This is a genomic window from Streptomyces sp. NPDC107765 (assembly GCF_055657085.1).
The window spans coordinates 159,818-176,190 of record NZ_JBVKBL010000015.1 but is presented as its reverse complement, the minus strand read 5'-3'; the positions used below and the strand labels follow the sequence as shown (position 1 = coordinate 176,190).

Below are 16,373 nucleotides of genomic sequence, written 5' to 3'. Positions count from 1 at the left end.
GCCGTCTAGGCTCTCTCCCATGCAGGCCACCGCGTACACGTACGACCCCCAGACCCGCTCCGGCAGCGTGCTGCTCGACGACGGCACCCCGCTGCCCTTCGACGCGGCCGCCTTCGACGCCGGCGGGCTGCTGCTGCTCCGGCCCGGTCAGCGGGTCCGCATCGAGGTCACCGGGGAAGGCGACGCCCGGCACATCGACCTGGTCACCCTCCAGACGCTCTGACCTGCGGCGGCACCGGCCCGGGCGGCTCCGTGCGCGCCCCGGCGCCGTCCGTCCCCGCAGCCGTCCGCGCCTGCCGCGCCGTGTGCGGGCCCACGCCCAGCGCCAGCGCGGCCAGCAGATCCTCGCCGGTGTCCACGTCCCGGCGCACCGACGGCACGTCCGGCGCGGTGATCTCCTGCGCCCCCGACGCCAGATGACGGGCCCGCGAGGCACCGCCGAATGCCGGTGCCAATTCCACGCCGGAACTCGCGGTCAGAAGTGTTGTCCCGAAATGCGCCGCATCCGCGAGAAATGCACGGGGAAATAGCGCGGCGGAATGGAGCACCCGGGCCAGCTCGGCCGGGCGCAGCGCGGGAAGATCCGCGTTCAGCGCGGCCACCGGGGCGTGGGGACGACCTGCCCGGACCGCCTCCGCACCGTGCGCCAGCGCCGCGTTCAGCCCGCCCGCCGGAGTGTCGGGCACGATCCGCGCCCCCAGCGCCGCGAGCCGCTCCGCGGCCAGCCGGTCGTCCGTGACAACCACCACATCGCGCACATCGGCGCAGGCCAGCGCGGCTGCCACGGTGTCCAGGGCGAAGGCCAGGGCCAGCCGCGGCCGGAAATCCTCCCCGGCGGCCCCGGCCAGCCTGCTCTTGGCCCGCACCAGCGGTTTCAGCGGCACCACCAGGCTCCAGGCCGCCGCCGCCCCGCCATCCGCTCCGTCTCTTCGCATCCGCGCCATTCTCACCCGCCGCCGACGACCCGGGGCAGCGCCGGGGTTACGGTGTCCTCGACATAGCGGGTACCTGGGGCGACACTTGTGCGGCTGCCGGCCCGTAGCAGCTACGCAGGTCCCCACAAGGAGGGTGTCCCAGTGTCCCGCCGCAGAATCGGCTTCTGGTACCGCTTGGCCGCGGTCATCTGCAAACCGCCGCTCTTGGTTCTGTTCAAGCGGGACTGGCAGGGAATGGAGCACATTCCGGCCGACGGTGGATTTATCACCGCGGTCAACCACAACTCCTATCTCGACCCGCTCTCCTATGCGCACTATCAGTACAACACCGGGCGGGTCCCCCGATTCCTGGCCAAGGCCGGACTCTTCAAGAGCGGCTTTGTCGGCCTGATGATGCGCGGCACCGGACAGATCCCGGTCTACCGGGAAACCACCGACGCCGCCAACGCGTTCCGTGCCGCCGTCACCGCCATCCACAAGGGCGAATGCGTCGCCTTCTACCCCGAGGGCACCCTCACCCGGGACCCCGAGCTCTGGCCGATGCAGGGCAAGACCGGTGCCGCGCGGGTGGCCCTGCTGACCAAGGCCCCGGTCATCCCGGTCGCCCAGTGGGGCGCCAACGACGCGATGCCGCCGTACGCCAAGGAGAAGAAGCTCCGGCTCCTGCCGCGCAAGACGCTGCGGGTCAAAGCGGGGCCGCCGGTCGACCTGAGCGCCTACTACGACCAGGAACCGACCGCCGAGGTGCTGCGCGCCGTCACCGACCTCATCATGACCGCGATCACCGAACAGCTGGCCCAGCTGCGCGGCGAGAGCGCCCCGGCCGCACCGTACGACTGGCGCAAGGCCATCGCCCAGGAACGCCGGGCCGCCCGCGAGGCCGCCAAGGCCGTCGCCGAGCCGGCCGCCGCCACCGAAGGCGCCGTCGCCCCCCAGCAGGCCCGAAGCACCCAGCAGGCACAGGAGGATGAAGGCAAGTGACGCGCTGCGCCGTCTACGGCACGGGGTCCTGGGGCACCGCATTCGCGATGGTGCTCGCCGACGCGGGATGCGAGGTGACCCTGTGGGGGCGCCGCGCGGCCCTGGTCGACGCCATCAACAACGGCCGTACGAACCCCGACTACCTGCCGGGCGTCGAGCTCCCCGAGGCCGTACGGGCCACCACGGACCCGGCACGGGCCGCCCGTGACGCGGAGTTCACCGTCCTGGCCGTGCCGTCCCAGACGCTGCGCGGAAACCTCGCCGAATGGGCTCCGCTGCTGCCCGCCGACACGGTCCTGGTCTCCCTCATGAAGGGCGTCGAACTGGGCACGGCCAAGCGCATGAGCGAGGTCGTCGAGGAGGTCGCCAAGGCCCCCGCCGAAAGGGTCGCGGTGGTCACCGGCCCCAACCTCGCCAAGGAGGTCGCGGCCCGGCAGCCCGCCGCCGCGGTCGTCGCCTGCGCCGACGAGGCGGTCGCCCGCCGGGTGCAGACCGCCTGCCACACCTCGTACTTCCGCCCGTACACCAACACCGACGTGGTGGGCTGCGAACTGGGCGGCGCGGTCAAGAACGTCATCGCCCTCGCCGTCGGCATCGCCACCGGCATGGGCCTGGGCGACAACGCCAAGGCGTCGCTGATCACCCGCGGACTCGCCGAGACCACCCGGCTCGGCCTCGCCATGGGCGCCGACGCGCACACCTTCGCCGGCCTGGCCGGCATGGGCGACCTCGTCGCCACCTGCTCCTCACCGCTGTCCCGCAACAACACCTTCGGCACCAACCTCGGCCGCGGCATGACGCTGGAGGAGACCATCGCGGTCACCAAGCAGACCGCCGAGGGCGTCAAGTCCTGCGAATCCGTACTGGATCTGGCCCGCAGGCACGGCGTCGACATGCCGCTCACCGAGACGGTGGTGTCCATCGTCCACGACGGCAAGCCCCCGCTGGTGGCCCTCAAGGAGCTGATGGCGCGCAGCGCCAAGTCCGAGCGGCACTGAAAAACGGCACGGAACCGGCACGGAACCAGCACCGAACCGGCACGAAAACCCCACCCTCCACGGACGGCACCGGCGTCACGCCACCAACGGCGGCCGCCGCACTGACGCCGCGCCGGTCAGCAGGTACCCTCAACGCGATATGAGCAGCCAGACCTCCTCCCACAAGCCCCGCGTCGCCGTCGTGTTCGGCGGGCGCAGCTCCGAGCACGCCATCTCCGTGGTCACCGCCGGAGCCGTACTGCGCGCCATCGACCGCGACAAGTACGACGTGCTGCCCATCGGCATCACCACCGACGGCCGCTGGGCGCTCACCGCCGACGACCCCGAGCGGATGGCCATCACGGACCGGCGGCTGCCCAGCGTGGCCGAGCTCGCCGAGTCCACCGAGGGCGGAGTGGTGCTCCCCGTCGACCCGTCCAACCGCGAGGTGGTCTACACCGAGCCGGGTGCGGTGCCCAAGGCCCTCGGCGAGGTCGACGTGGTCTTCCCCGTCCTGCACGGCCCGTACGGCGAGGACGGCACCCTGCAGGGCCTCCTGGAGCTCTCCGGCGTGCCCTACGTCGGCTCGGGCGTGCTGGCCTCCGCGGTCGGCCAGGACAAGGACTACATGAAGCGGGTGTTCACCTCCTTCGGGCTGCCGGTCGGCCCCTACGAGGTCATCCGCCCCCGGGAGTGGGAGAAGGACCCCTCGGCGGCCCGCAAGAAGATCGTGGACTTCGCCGCCGCACACGGCTGGCCGCTCTTCGTCAAGCCCGCCCGGGCCGGCTCGTCCATGGGCATCAGCAAGGTCGACGGGCCCGCGGACCTCGACGAGGCCATCGAGGAGGCCCGCCGCCACGACCCCAAGATCCTCGTGGAATCGCTGCTCAGCGGCCGCGAGATCGAGTGCGGGGTGCTGGAGTTCGCCGACGGGCCGCGGGCCAGCGTGCCGGCCGAGATCCCGCCGGTCACCGCGCACGACTTCTACGACTTCGAGGCCAAGTACATCGACTCGGCCGCCGGCATCGTCCCGGCCCCGCTGACCGCCGAGCAGACCGCGAAGGTCCAGGAACTGGCCGTCGCGGCCTTCGAGGCGGCGTCCTGCGAGGGCCTGGTCCGCGCGGACTTCTTCCTGCAGGACAACGGCGAGTTCGTGATCAACGAGATCAACACGCTCCCCGGCTTCACGCCCATCTCGATGTACCCGCGGATGTGGCAGGAGAGCGGAGTGAGCTACCCGGAGCTGATCGACCGCCTCCTGGAGGCGGCGCTGCAGCGCTCGACCGGGCTGCGCTAGGACCGCGGCCGGCCGGCGACGCGAGGGTCAGACGCCCGCGGGGATGGTCTTCTTCACCGCGCCCGCGAGGTCGGGGAGCACATCGACCTCGGGGGCGTACTTCCCCGGCACGGTCACCTCGACGTACACCTTGCGCAGCACGGTCGTGAAGCGGTAGCCGTCGTCCTGCTTCTCGAAGAGCCACCGGACGCCGTTGACTTCCGCCGCCTCCGGGTTGGGGTTGTAATGTTCACTCCCGTGTCTCAGGACGTCCGGCTTCGGCACCCCGCAGCGCAATTGCACGGCGGGGTCGCCCCAGACGGCGGTGAAGTCGGAGACGGGTTCGGCGGAATGCCGCTTCAGACCGTCGACGGTCCGCGGCAGTTCCTCATGGAGTGCCCGGCAGTGCCGCGCCGCCTCGCCCCGGGGGGACGGGACGGCCACGTCCTCGGAAGACGAACAGCTCACCGCGGCGAACGCCACGGTGAGCAGGGGAAGAGCCAGGAACGGGCGGCACCGGCGACGCGAAGAGATCACCCGGCCGAGCATACGGGGGAGCTAGAGATGAACGACCGGGCAGGTCAGGGTGCGCGTGATGCCCTCCACTTGCTGGACCTTCGCCACCACCATGCGGCCCAGCTCATCGACGGTGTCGGCCTGTGCGCGCACGATCACGTCGTACGGACCGGTGACGTCCTCGGCCTGCAGCACACCGGGGATCTTCGCGATCACCTCCGCGACGGCCGAGGCCTTGCCGACCTCGGTCTGGATCAGGATGTAGGCCTGTACCACGGAACCTCCAGGGCGGCTACGAGGATCATGGGGGAAGAAGGGACGCCACGGTACCGCGTCACCGTGCGGAGCGGGGAGACCCGCGCGGTGAACACGGCAGGTGCGGCGCAACCGTCAGCCACGTACGGACCGTCCGTACAACGGCCCGTACACATGAGAAGGGCAACAGCATGAAGGGCACCGTGGGCGAGCTGGGGGAGTTCGGTCTGATCAGGGAGCTCACCTCCCGGCTCACGTCCACTCCGGCGGTACGGATCGGGCCGGGGGACGACGCCGCGGTGGTCACCGCGCCGGACCGGAGGGTGGTCGCCAGCACCGACATCCTCCTGGAGGGCCGGCACTTCCGCCGCGACTGGTCCACCGCCTACGACGTCGGCCGCAAGGCCGCCGCCCAGAACCTCGCCGACATCGCGGCGATGGGCGCGGTGCCCACCGCGATCCTGCTGGGCCTGGTCGTGCCCGCGGAACTCCCCGCGACCTGGCCGACCGAGCTGATGGACGGGCTGCGCGACGAGTGCCAGGTGGCCGGCGCCGCGGTCGTCGGCGGTGACGTGGTCCGCGGCGACACCATCACCGTCGCCATCACCGCCCTCGGCGACCTGCGCAACCAGGAGCCGGTCACCCGGGCCGGCGCCCAGCCCGGCGACGTGGTCGCGGTGACCGGCTGGCTCGGCTGGTCCGCCGCCGGGCACGCGGTCCTCTCCCGCGGCTTCCGCTCGCCGCGCGCCTTCGTGGAGGCGCACCGCCGTCCCGAACCGCCGTACCACGCCGGCCCCGCGGCCGCCGGGCTCGGCGCCACCGCCATGACCGACGTCAGCGACGGGCTGGTCGCCGACCTCGGGCACATCGCCGAGGCCAGCAAGGTCCGGATCGACCTGCGGTCCGCCGCGATCGACATCCCCACGCAGATGTCGGACATCGGCACCGCGGTCGGCGTGGACCCGATGCAGTGGGTGCTCAACGGCGGCGAGGACCACGCGATCGTGGCCACGTTCCCGCCGGACGTGAAGCTGCCCGCCCGGTGGAAGGTCATCGGCGAGGTCCTCAACCCCTCCGCGCTGCCGCAGGTCACGGTGGACGGCGCCCCCTGGGTGAAGGCCGGCTGGGACCACTTCGGGGACAACGCCGACGCCGAGTAGGCCGTCGGCCGCCGGCGGGTAGATTCGCCGGCATGCGCATACCTCCACGCGTCCTGACCGTCGCCGGGTCCGACTCCGGCGGCGGCGCGGGCATCCAGGCCGACCTGAAGACGATGCTGGCGCTCGGCACCCACGGCATGAGCGTGCTCACCGCCGTCACCGCACAGAACTCCCTGGGCGTGCAGGGCGCGTGGGACCTGCCCGCCGAGGCCGTACGCGCCCAGTTCCGCAGCGTCGTCGACGACATCGGTGTCCAGGCGGTCAAGACCGGCATGCTCTCCTCGGCGGAACTCGTCGAGACCGTCGCCGAACTGCTCGCCGGACTGGACGTCCCGGTCGTCGTCGACCCCGTGGGCGTCTCCAAACACGGTGACGCACTGCTCGCCGCGAGCGCCCTGGACGCGGTGCGCACCAAGCTGCTGCCGACGGCCACCGTCGCCACCCCCAACCTCGACGAGGTGGCCCAGCTCACCGGCGTGAGCGTCCGGGAGGAGGCCGACATGCGCCGGGCGGCCGCCGCCGTCCTGGACCTCGGGCCGCGCTGGGCGCTCATCAAGGGCGGCCACCTCACCGCCGCGGACGGGGACGCCGGCAGCGCCGTCGACCTGCTCACCGACGGCACCGAGGAGCACTGGCTGCGCGCCCCCCGCCACGACAACCGGCACACCCACGGCACCGGCTGCACCCTCGCCAGCGCGCTCGCCGCTCAGCTGGCCAAGGGCGACAGCGTGCCGCAGGCCGCCGCGGCGGCGAAGGACTACGTCACCGGCGCGATCGCGGCCGGCTTCCGGCTGGGGGGCGGCATCGGGCCGGTCGACCACGGCTGGCGGCTCGGCGACGGGCGCTGAACTGCCCGCCGCGGCGACGCGGGAATGGCAAAAGCCGGCCCACCCGAGGGTGGACCGGCTTCCGAGGCAACCGGCGGGCTGCGCTACGACTAAGGCGTCAGCGCGAGACCTTGCCGGCCTTGATGCACGAGGTGCAGGCGTTCAGCTTCTTCGGCGTGCGCCCGATCACTGCACGCACCGTCTGGATGTTGGGGTTCCAACGACGGTTGGTACGGCGATGCGAGTGCGAGACACTCTTGCCGAAGCCCGGCCCCTTGCCGCAGACGTCGCAGTTGGCAGCCACGGGTCACTCCAAAGACTTCAGATGCACTTACGGTGAAATCCCGACGGGCCGAGTGCATTGCCCGACCGGCGACCGTCAGGAGAGGAAATGGCCCGATTCTCATCGGGCAACCGGAGCAGCATACAACGACCGCTCCCGTAGAACGAAACTACCACGCACCCTCCGGCCCCCGCCCCGGCCTCCCCACCGGTGCGCGGCTACTGTGCGGTGCAGCCCGTGACCCAGGAGGACGATGTGCCGTACCCGCTCGACGCCGCCGCGGTCCGCTCCTGGTGCGGGCTGGCGCTGGAGGCGCTCGGCCGGGAACGCGAGCGGATCGACGCGATCAACGTCTACCCGGTGGCCGACGGCGACACCGGCACCAACCTCTATCTGACGCTGGAATCCGCGGCCCGGGCGGTCGAGGCCGCCTTCGACGGCCATGCCTCGGCGGGCACCGCCCCCGGCCTCGCCGACGCGATCGGCGCGATGGCACACGGCGCCCTGATAGGAGCGCGCGGGAACTCCGGCACCATCCTGGCGCAGCTGCTGCGCGGAATGACCGACGTCCTGGCGGCCGGCGGCGGCACGGCCGGCACGGACAGCACGGACAGCACGGACGGCACGGACACCGCGACCGGTGACGGTGCGGCCGAGGCGCTGCGCCGGGCCCTGCGCCGGGCCGCCGCCGCCACGTACGAGGCCGTCGCCCACCCCGTGGAGGGCACCGTCCTGACCGTGGCGACCGCCGCCGCCGATGCCGCCGAACGCGCGGCCGGCAAGGCCAAGGACGCCGCCGCGGTCGCCCGCGCCGCCCACGAGGGGGCCCGTACGGCCCTGCAGGCGACCCCCGGGCAGCTGGCGGTCCTCGGCAGGGCGGGCGTCGTGGACGCCGGCGGCTGCGGGCTCGTGGCCCTGCTGGGCGCGCTCGCCGACGCGCTGTCCGGAGAGGTCACCGCCGCCCCGGTCGCCGTACGGGCCGACGCCCCGCTCCCCGAGGCCGCCGGCTGCGACGTCGCGGCACACACGGCGGCCGACGGCTGCGCGGAACCCGGCGGGCCCGCCTTCGAGGTGATCTACCTGCTGGAGGCGGCGGACGAGGCCGTGGCGCGGCTGCGCACCCGGCTCGACGGCCTCGGCGACTCCCTGGTGGTGGTCGGCGGGGACGGGCTGTGGCACGTCCACGTCCACGTCGACGACGCGGGCGCCGCCGTGGAGGCCGGCATCGAGGCCGGCCGCCCCTACCGGATCCGCATCACGCACTTCGGCGGCGCCGGCCGCACCAAGGAACCGGCGCTGGCACCGCGGGCCGTGGTCGCGGTGGTGCCGGGCGCCGGGCTCGCCGCCCTGTGCGCCGACGCCGGCGCGACGGCCGTCACCGTACGGCCCGGGGAGCCGCCGGCCAGCGGGGAACTGGTGCAGGCGATCCGGCAGGCCCACGCCCGCGAGGTCATGCTGCTGCCCAACGACCCCGAACTCCGGCACACCGCAGCGGCCGCCGCCGAACAGGCCCGCACCGAAGGCGTCCGGGTCGCGGTGATCCCCACCCGCGCCGCCGTCCAGGGCATCGCCGCGCTGGCCGTGCACGAGCCGGACCGCAGCTTCGACGAGGACGCGGTCGCCATGACCTCCGCCGCCGGCGCCACCCGCTACGCCGAGCTCGCCCTCGCCGAACGGCAGTCGTGGACCATGGCGGGCGTCTGCCAGGCCGGGGACGTCCTCGGGCTGATCGACGGCGACGTCGCGGTGATCGGCCCGGACCTCACCGCCACCGCCATGACGGTGCTGGACCGGATGCTGTCCGCGGGCGGGGAAATGGTGACCCTGGTCCTCGGCGCGGGGGCGCCCGCCGCCCTCGCCGAGCGGCTGGAACGGCACGTCCGCGAGCGCCACCTCGCCGTCGACACCGTCGTCTACGACGGCGGCCAGCGCACCGCCCCGCTGCTCATCGGCGTGGAGTGACGGCGCCCCGCGGCCCGGACCGGCGCGATTGTCAGAGGCGTGGTGTGCAATAGACGCGTGGCTGCGCTCGACGAACCCCTGAAGAAAATCCTCGGCGGCACCACCGCGAAGGTGCTGGCCGAGCATCTCGACCTGCATACGGTCGGGGACCTGCTGCACCACTACCCGCGCCGCTACGCCGAGCGCGGTGAGCTGACCCGCCTCGCCGACCTCCCGCTGGACGAACACGTCACGGTCGTCGCCCGGGTCGCCGACGCCCGGGTGCACAAGTTCAACGCCGGCCGGGGACAGCGCCTCGAAGTGACCCTCACGGACGGCAGCGGCCGGCTCCAGCTGGTCTTCTTCGGCAAGGGCATCCACAAGCCGCACAAGGAACTGCTGCCCGGACGCCGCGCGATGTTCGCCGGCAAGGTCTCGGTCTTCAACCGCAAACTCCAGCTCGCCCACCCCGAGTACGCGCTCCTGGACGGCGACACCGACGGTGAGGCGGTGGACTCCTTCGCGGGCCGGCTCATCCCGATCTACCCGGCCTGCCAGCAGATGGCGTCCTGGAAGATCACCAAGGCGGTCGACGCGGTGCTGCCCAGCGCCCAGGACGCCGTCGACCCGCTGCCCGAGGCGCTGCGCGAGGGCCGGTCACTGGTACCGCTCACCGAGGCGCTGCTGAAGATCCACCGGCCGGGCAGCAAGGCCGACATCGCCGACGCGCGGGACCGGCTGAAGTGGGACGAGGCGTTCGTGATGCAGGTCGCGCTGGCCCGCAGACGCCTGACCGATACCCAACTCCCGGCCGTTCCACGACAGTTGGTCAAGGGCGGCATCCTCGACGCGTTCGACGCCGAGCTCCCGTTCACGCTCACCGAAGGCCAGCAGAAGGTCAGCCGGGAGATCTTCGACGACCTGGCGACCGAACACCCCATGCACCGCCTCCTCCAGGGCGAGGTCGGCTCCGGAAAGGCCCAGCCGCTGGACGCCCTGGTGCTCACCCCGGGCGGCTTCCGGCCCATGGGGGAGATGACCGTCGGCACCGAAGTGGTGGTGCCCAGCGGCGAGCGCGCCGTGGTGGACGGCGTCTTCCCGCAGGGGGAGCGCGAGGTGTGGCGACTGGTGCTGTCGGACGGCTCCACCGTCGAGTGCGACGACGAGCACCTGTGGATCGCCGGGTCCCGCGAGACCGGCGAGCAGGTGCTGACGACCCGCGAGCTGCGGGCCGGCCTGCTGCACGCCGACGGCCGCCCCCGGTGGTCCATCGCCGCGGCCACCCCCGTCGACCTCGACGACGGCGGGGAGCGGCCGCTCGACCCGTACCGCCTGGGCCGGTCCCTCCCCGCGGACGGCCTGCCGGCCGCCTACCGCAACGCCCCCGTCAAGGACCGGCGGGCCGTACTGCGGGGTCTGATGGAGGCCGGGGGAGAGGCTTCCGGCACCGGGGACGTGTTCCGTGCCGCGCCCGGCCCGCTCGCCGGCGACCTCGCCTGGCTGGTGCGCTCCCTGGGCGGCGCGGCCCGACTGCACGACACCGGGGCGGGCGCGTACGACGTCCACGTCACGCTGCCCGAGGAGGGGGCCGGTGACGCCCCGGGCCTCCGGCGCTCGATCCGCGCCATCGAGCACGTGGGCCGCAAGCCCGTCCAGTGCATCAGCGTCGCGCACCCCTCGCACGCCTATGTGACCGACCACTTCACCGTCACGCACAACACCATGGTCGCGCTGCGCGCCATGCTCGGAGTCGTCGACAGCGGTGGCCAGGCCGCGATGCTGGCGCCCACCGAGGTGCTCGCCCAGCAGCACCACCGCTCGATCACGGAGATGATGGGGGAGCTGGCCGAGGGCGGGATGCTCGGCGGGGCCGAACAGGGCACGAAGGTGGTGCTGTTGACCGGCTCCATGGGCGCCGCGGCCCGCCGGCAGGCGCTGCTGGACCTGGTCACCGGCGAGGCCGGCATCGTCGTCGGCACGCATGCGCTGATCGAGGACAAGGTGCAGTTCCACGACCTCGGGCTGGTGGTCGTCGACGAACAGCACCGCTTCGGCGTCGAGCAGCGCGACGCCCTGCGCGGTAAGGGGAAGCAGCCGCCGCACCTCCTGGTGATGACCGCGACGCCGATCCCGCGGACGGTCGCGATGACCGTCTTCGGTGATCTGGAGACCTCCGTCCTCGACCAACTCCCCGCCGGACGCTCGCCGATCGCCAGCCATGTGGTGCCCGCGAAGGACAAACCGCACTTCCTCGCGCGGACCTGGGAGCGGGTCCGCGAAGAGGTCGAGGCCGGGCACCAGGCGTACGTGGTCTGCCCGCGGATCGGCGACGAGGAGGACGCGCCCAAGCCGGGCAACAAGCCGGGCAAGAAGGGCGCGGCCGGCGGCAAGGGCGCGGCGGCCGAGGCGGGTTCACCGGAGGACCTCGCCGAGAAGCGCCCGCCGCTCGCGGTGCTCGACATCGCCGACCAGCTCACCAAGGGCCCGCTCGCCGGCCTGCGGGTGGCGGTGCTGCACGGCAGGATGGCGCCGGACGACAAGGACGAGGTGATGCGCTCGTTCGCGGCCGGCGAGCTGGACGTGCTGGTCGCGACGACGGTCATCGAGGTCGGGGTGAACGTCCCCAACGCCACCGTCATGGTGATCATGGACGCGGACCGGTTCGGCGTCTCCCAGCTGCACCAGCTGCGCGGCCGGGTCGGCCGCGGCTCGGCGCCCGGCCTGTGCCTGCTGGTCAGCGAGATGCCCGAGGCCAGCCCGGCGCGGGCCCGGCTCGCCGCGGTGGCCGGCACCCTCGACGGCTTCGAGCTCTCCCGGATCGACCTGGAACAGCGGCGCGAGGGCGACGTCCTGGGCCAGGCGCAGTCCGGCGTCCGCTCCTCGCTGCGGATGCTCACGGTCATCGACGACGAGGAGATCATCGCCGCCGCCCGCGAGGAGGCCACCGCGCTGGTCGGCGACGACCCCGAGCTGACCGGCTATCCGGAGCTGCGGATCGCCCTGTCCGCCCTGCTGGACGAGGAACGGGAGCAGTACCTGGACAAGGGCTGAGCGGGCCGGCCCGGCGGGCCGTGCCGTCCGTGCGGCGCCCGCGGCCGCGTGAGAACGATCACGGGCCGCGGGGCCGCCCGGACGGCTCCGGCGGGCGCCCGCCGCCGGACGACGGAATATCGTGGAGCACGGAGCCCGCACGGCTCCGCAGACCCCCTCCACCCCGCACGACGTAAGGACGGGCCCATGACCCGCGTGATCGCCGGTACGGCCGGCGGCCGCCGCCTGGCCGTACCACCCGGCAACGGCACCCGCCCGACCTCCGACCGGGCGCGCGAGGGCATGTTCTCCACCTGGGAGTCGCTGGACGGCCCGCTGACCGGCGCCCGGGTGCTCGATCTGTACGGCGGTTCCGGCGCGGTCGGACTGGAAGCGCTCTCCCGCGGCGCCGCGCACGTCCTGCTGGTGGAGGCCGACGCCCGCGCCGTCCGCACCATCCGCGACAACGTCCGCGCGGTCGGCCTCCCGGGCGTCGAGGTGCGGCCCGGCAAGGCCGAACAGACCGCCGCCGCCCCGCCTCCCGGCGAGCCGTACGACGTCGTCTTCCTGGACCCGCCGTACGCGGTGACCGACGCCGAGCTGTGCGAGATCCTGCTCACACTCCGTGGTCAGGGGTGGCTGTCCGACGACGCACTCGTCACCGTGGAACGGAGCACCAGAGGCGGCGCGTTCCCGTGGCCGGACGGCTTCACCGCGATCAAGGCCCGTCGCTACGGCGAGGGGACGCTTTGGTACGGTCGCGCCGCTCCGACGTCCGCCGAACCGACGTCAGCAAGCGTGTCATGACCGCATCGGAGAGCGAGGAACCCGCGTTGCGCCGCGCCGTCTGTCCGGGGTCGTTCGACCCCATCACCAACGGGCACCTGGACATCATCGCCCGTGCCTCCAAGCTGTACGACGTCGTCCATGTGGCCGTGATGATCAACCAGTCCAAGCAGGGGCTGTTCACGGTCGACGAGCGGATGGACCTGATCCGCCGGGCCACCGCCGAGTACGGCAACGTCCAGGTCGAGTCCTTCCACGGCCTGCTCGTCGACTTCTGCAAGCAGCGCGACATCCCCGCGATCGTCAAGGGCCTGCGCGCGGTCAGCGACTTCGACTACGAACTGCAGATGGCCCAGATGAACAACGGCCTCTCCGGTGTGGAGACCCTGTTCGTCCCCACCAACCCCACCTACAGCTTCCTCTCCTCCAGCCTCGTCAAGGAGGTCGCCGCCTGGGGTGGCGACGTCTCCCACCTGGTCCCGCCGTTCGTGCTCGACGCGCTCACCGAGCGGCTGCGCAAGAAGAGCTGATCACCGCCCCCGGCGCACCGGCCGCGGCCCCTTCCTGACGTACCGTCAGTTGGTGTCGGGCGGAGGGCCGGTGGACGTACAGTCGTCCCGTTCCGTCGTTCCAACCCCTCAGAGAGTGGCGAGTCCAAGGTGGACGTGCAGAAGAAGCTCGACGACATCGTCGCGACCGTCGCCGGTGCGCGGTCCATGCCCATGTCGGCCTCGTGCGTGGTCAACCGCGCCGAGCTGCTCGCCATGCTGGAAGAGGTGCGCGCCGCGCTCCCCGGGTCGCTCGCCCAGGCCCAGGAGCTGCTCGGCGGCCGGGAGCAGATGGTCGAGGAGGCGCGCGCCGAGGCGGAGCGGATCATCGAGTCCGCGCACGCCCACCGCGGTTCGCTGATCTCCGACACCGAGATCGCCCGGCAGTCGCAGGAGGAGGCGGACCGGATCCTCGCCGAGGCCACCCGGGAGGCCGCCGAGATCCGCGCCGAGGCCGACGACTACGTCGACTCCAAGCTCGCCAACTTCGAGGTCGTCCTCACCAAGACCATCGGATCCGTCGACCGCGGCCGCGAGAAGCTGCTCGGCCGGGGCCCCGGACTCGACGAGCAGGGCTACGAGGACGCCGAGGCCCCCGAGCGCAGCGCCGACCCCGAGACCCTCAGGCAGCGCGCGGACGCCTACGTGGACGCCAAGTTCGGCGCCTTCCAGGCCGTGCTGACCAAGACGCTGGAGGCGGTCGGCCGGGGCCGCGACAAGCTCCAGGGCGCCCAGGCGATCGACGAACTCGCCGCGCACCTGGCGGCCCAGGGCGATCCGCAGAACGCCCAGCCGCAGGCCGACGCGGAGTACCTCGCCGAGCTGGCCGGCATCGGCGCCGACCGCGAACCGCAGACGCCCGCGATGCCGCAGGAGCAGCCCCAGGAGCACCAGCAGCCGCTCCAGCCCCAGCAGCAGGGCTACTACACCGACCCGGCCGCCTACCCCCAGCAGGACGTCTACGGCTACCAGCAGCCCCAGCAGCCCCAACAGGCCGCGGCGTACACCCAGCACCAGGACCCGTACGCCTACGACTGGCAGCAGCAGCCCCAGCAGCCCGGCTACGACCCGAACGCCTACCTCCAGCCCCAGGTGCCCCAACAGCCCCAGCACGCCCCCCACACACCCGCCCAGCCCGCCGCCCTGGACGAAACCAGCCTCTTCGACACCAGCATGATCAACCTCGACCAGCTCCGCCAATACGAGGAGGGCCGCCCGTAGGCCACCCCTCTACGGAGCCGCCGACTGCGGGGCCACCGGGGTGACGGGGGCGCCTCCGATCGACCGGACCGCGAGGCGATACGGGAGGCCCCGGGCCGAGCCACCGAGGCGGTACGGGAGGCCCCCAGCCGGGCCACCGAGGTGATGCCGGCGACTTTCGACCGGGTCGCCGAGGCGGTGACGGCGGCTTTCGACCGGCTCACCGAGGGGGTTGGGGGCCGCGACGGGGCCGGGGTCGGCGTCGGCGACCTTGTGCCCACCACGGGGATTCGTTGGTAGCCCCTCACCGCAACCCCCGCAGCCCGCCAACAGAACGCCCCGCCCGCGCCTTGGTGCACGCCGCCGGAAATAGCCTCGCCCGTGCCCTGGTGCCGCCGCCGCAAGAGCCCCGCCTGCGCCCCGTTGCACCTGTTCTGGAATAGCCCCGCCTGCCCCTCGTCGCGGGCCGCCGGGATGGCCCCCCGCCCTGCCCGCCGCTTGTGGCCCCGCGCCGCGAGTAACCCCGCTTGCGCCCCGCTGCGCCCCCCGCGCACTGGAACAACCCTCGCCCCCACCCGGTTGTGGCCCCGCAGGGGGTTCTCGTGACCCCTACGGGATCTGTTCGACCGCCCACTAGGGGACAGGGAGTACAGCCCGCCCGCGAGGCGTATGCCACCTCGGGTGGCCGGCCAGGCGTAGCGCCCCGATGGTCGACGCGGCCACCGACGCGGACGCGTGGTCCCTGCGCCGCCGCGCGATCGGCACGCGGCCGTAGTACGGCCGACACGGCTCCCCGACCCCGGCCTGCGCGCGGCCCGTAACCGCCTGCCCCGTACGAGCAGGTGCCTGGCCCGTAGGTGTCTGACCGCCCGCGTTCCGTGGGTGGCTGGGGAGAGTGGGTGTGGATTGGGCCTATCGGGGTGCTTCCAGTATCCTGGCTCTTCGGTCGCGCGTATTTCCGCGATCACTGCTGCCCGGATTTCCCAGCGAAGCATGGGCGGCACGAAACCCCGTAGAAAGCAGGAAGCCATCAACGCCCGCCTCGACCACCGCGCCCCTCTCGTGTTCGACACGCGTGAGCTGGGTCGGCGTCCCGGTGCGCTCAAGAGGGTCTCCCGCTCCGTCGAGGCCCCCCGGGACCTCGGCAATGAGGTCATCGGTGTGCCCGAGGGTGCCCCGATCGAGCTCGACCTCCGCCTCGAATCGGTCATGGACGGGGTGCTCGTCACGGGTACCGCCCGTGCACGGGTCAAGGGGGAGTGCGTAAGGTGTCTGGAGCCGCTGGAGCGAGAGCTCGACAGCGACTTCCAGGAGTTGTTCGCCTACCCCGACGCCGACGCCAGGGTCCGTGACAAGGACGCCGACGACGACGCCGAGGACGAGGAGGACACCCTCTTCATCGAGGACGACCTGTTCGACCTCGAACCCGTGCTGCGCGATGCGGTGGTGCTCGCACTGCCGATGCAGCCGGTGTGCCAGGACGACTGCCCGGGCCTGTGTTCCGATTGCGGAGTACGGCTCGCGGACGACCCGGACCACCATCACGACGCCGTCGACATCCGTTGGGCGGCACTGCAGGGACTCGCCGAAACCAGCAAGGACGGCGAGAAGGACAACGCACCCCGCGACGGCGGGGATGAACCTCAGGAGAAGTAGCC

The 16,373-nt window shown here is 72.7% G+C and carries 16 protein-coding genes; 12 read left to right on the top strand and 4 right to left on the bottom strand.

Annotated features, from left to right (window positions below):
- Nucleotides 1–19 precede the first annotated feature (19 nt).
- Nucleotides 20–223, top strand: a complete 204-nt coding sequence (locus ACZ7MX_RS31135) for a hypothetical protein (RefSeq protein WP_030414220.1) — start codon at nucleotides 20–22, stop codon at nucleotides 221–223.
- Here the strand turns inward: ACZ7MX_RS31135 and cofC are convergent.
- Nucleotides 204–935, bottom strand: coding sequence for a 2-phospho-L-lactate guanylyltransferase (cofC, locus tag ACZ7MX_RS31130; RefSeq protein ID WP_472136878.1), 732 nt, complete (start codon nucleotides 933–935; stop codon nucleotides 204–206). The genes ACZ7MX_RS31135 and cofC overlap by 20 nt on opposite strands.
- 141 nt (nucleotides 936–1,076) lie before the next feature.
- Here cofC and ACZ7MX_RS31125 point away from each other — a divergent pair, with 141 nt between their 5' ends.
- The 3 genes from ACZ7MX_RS31125 to ACZ7MX_RS31115 all read left to right on the top strand — a co-directional run bounded on the left by ACZ7MX_RS31125 (nucleotide 1,077) and on the right by ACZ7MX_RS31115 (nucleotide 4,190).
- Complete coding sequence (locus tag ACZ7MX_RS31125) at nucleotides 1,077–1,916, top strand: lysophospholipid acyltransferase family protein (RefSeq protein WP_472136877.1); 840 nt, start codon at nucleotides 1,077–1,079, stop codon at nucleotides 1,914–1,916.
- Nucleotides 1,913–2,914 (top strand): NAD(P)H-dependent glycerol-3-phosphate dehydrogenase, encoded by a 1,002-nt coding sequence (locus ACZ7MX_RS31120; RefSeq protein WP_472136875.1) that lies wholly within the window; start codon nucleotides 1,913–1,915, stop codon nucleotides 2,912–2,914. The genes ACZ7MX_RS31125 and ACZ7MX_RS31120 overlap by 4 nt, the downstream gene beginning before the upstream one ends.
- A 139-nt stretch (nucleotides 2,915–3,053) precedes the next feature.
- On the top strand, nucleotides 3,054–4,190 hold the full coding sequence (locus ACZ7MX_RS31115) for a D-alanine--D-alanine ligase family protein (RefSeq protein ID WP_472136874.1): 1,137 nt from the start codon (nucleotides 3,054–3,056) through the stop codon (nucleotides 4,188–4,190).
- A gap of 27 nt (nucleotides 4,191–4,217) precedes the next feature.
- Here the strand turns inward: ACZ7MX_RS31115 and ACZ7MX_RS31110 are convergent, their stop codons facing one another.
- Nucleotides 4,218–4,718, bottom strand: coding sequence for a DUF3515 domain-containing protein (locus ACZ7MX_RS31110; protein WP_472136872.1), 501 nt, complete (start codon nucleotides 4,716–4,718; stop codon nucleotides 4,218–4,220).
- 9 nt (nucleotides 4,719–4,727) lie between these two features.
- A complete protein-coding gene (locus ACZ7MX_RS31105; protein ID WP_046925812.1) occupies nucleotides 4,728–4,961 on the bottom strand; it encodes an Lrp/AsnC family transcriptional regulator in 234 nt (77 codons plus the stop codon).
- Between the two features lie 170 nt (nucleotides 4,962–5,131).
- Here ACZ7MX_RS31105 and ACZ7MX_RS31100 point away from each other — a divergent pair, with 170 nt between their 5' ends.
- A complete protein-coding gene (locus tag ACZ7MX_RS31100; protein ID WP_030802375.1) occupies nucleotides 5,132–6,100 on the top strand; it encodes a thiamine-phosphate kinase in 969 nt (322 codons plus the stop codon).
- Nucleotides 6,101–6,132: 32 nt separating this feature from the next.
- Nucleotides 6,133–6,948 (top strand): bifunctional hydroxymethylpyrimidine kinase/phosphomethylpyrimidine kinase, encoded by an 816-nt coding sequence (thiD, locus tag ACZ7MX_RS31095; RefSeq protein WP_472136870.1) that lies wholly within the window; start codon nucleotides 6,133–6,135, stop codon nucleotides 6,946–6,948.
- A 97-nt stretch (nucleotides 6,949–7,045) separates the two neighbouring features.
- On the opposite strand, the gene rpmB is transcribed toward thiD, so the two are convergent.
- A complete protein-coding gene (gene rpmB, locus ACZ7MX_RS31090; RefSeq protein WP_006602870.1) occupies nucleotides 7,046–7,231 on the bottom strand; it encodes a 50S ribosomal protein L28 in 186 nt (61 codons plus the stop codon).
- Between the two features lie 234 nt (nucleotides 7,232–7,465).
- On the opposite strand from rpmB, the gene ACZ7MX_RS31085 reads away from it, so the two are divergent.
- The 6 genes from ACZ7MX_RS31085 (at nucleotide 7,466) to ACZ7MX_RS31060 (ending at nucleotide 16,371) form a co-directional block, all read left to right on the top strand.
- Entirely contained in the window at nucleotides 7,466–9,172 is a 1,707-nt protein-coding gene (locus ACZ7MX_RS31085) for a DAK2 domain-containing protein (RefSeq protein ID WP_472136946.1), read from the top strand.
- A 57-nt stretch (nucleotides 9,173–9,229) separates the two neighbouring features.
- Entirely contained in the window at nucleotides 9,230–12,202 is a 2,973-nt protein-coding gene (locus tag ACZ7MX_RS31080) for a helicase-related protein (RefSeq protein ID WP_472136868.1), read from the top strand.
- 186 nt (nucleotides 12,203–12,388) lie between these two features.
- The gene (gene rsmD / locus ACZ7MX_RS31075; RefSeq protein WP_472136866.1) at nucleotides 12,389–12,988 is read left to right on the top strand and encodes a 16S rRNA (guanine(966)-N(2))-methyltransferase RsmD; all 600 of its coding nucleotides are present in this window, start codon (nucleotides 12,389–12,391) and stop codon (nucleotides 12,986–12,988) included.
- Entirely contained in the window at nucleotides 12,985–13,497 is a 513-nt protein-coding gene (gene coaD, locus ACZ7MX_RS31070) for a pantetheine-phosphate adenylyltransferase (protein ID WP_472136864.1), read from the top strand. Before rsmD ends, coaD begins: the two co-directional genes overlap by 4 nt.
- A gap of 129 nt (nucleotides 13,498–13,626) precedes the next feature.
- Nucleotides 13,627–14,736 (top strand): ATP synthase F0 subunit B, encoded by a 1,110-nt coding sequence (locus tag ACZ7MX_RS31065; RefSeq protein ID WP_472136863.1) that lies wholly within the window; start codon nucleotides 13,627–13,629, stop codon nucleotides 14,734–14,736.
- Nucleotides 14,737–15,708: 972 nt separating this feature from the next.
- The gene (locus tag ACZ7MX_RS31060; protein ID WP_472136861.1) at nucleotides 15,709–16,371 is read left to right on the top strand and encodes a YceD family protein; all 663 of its coding nucleotides are present in this window, start codon (nucleotides 15,709–15,711) and stop codon (nucleotides 16,369–16,371) included.
- Nucleotides 16,372–16,373: the final 2 nt, after the last annotated feature.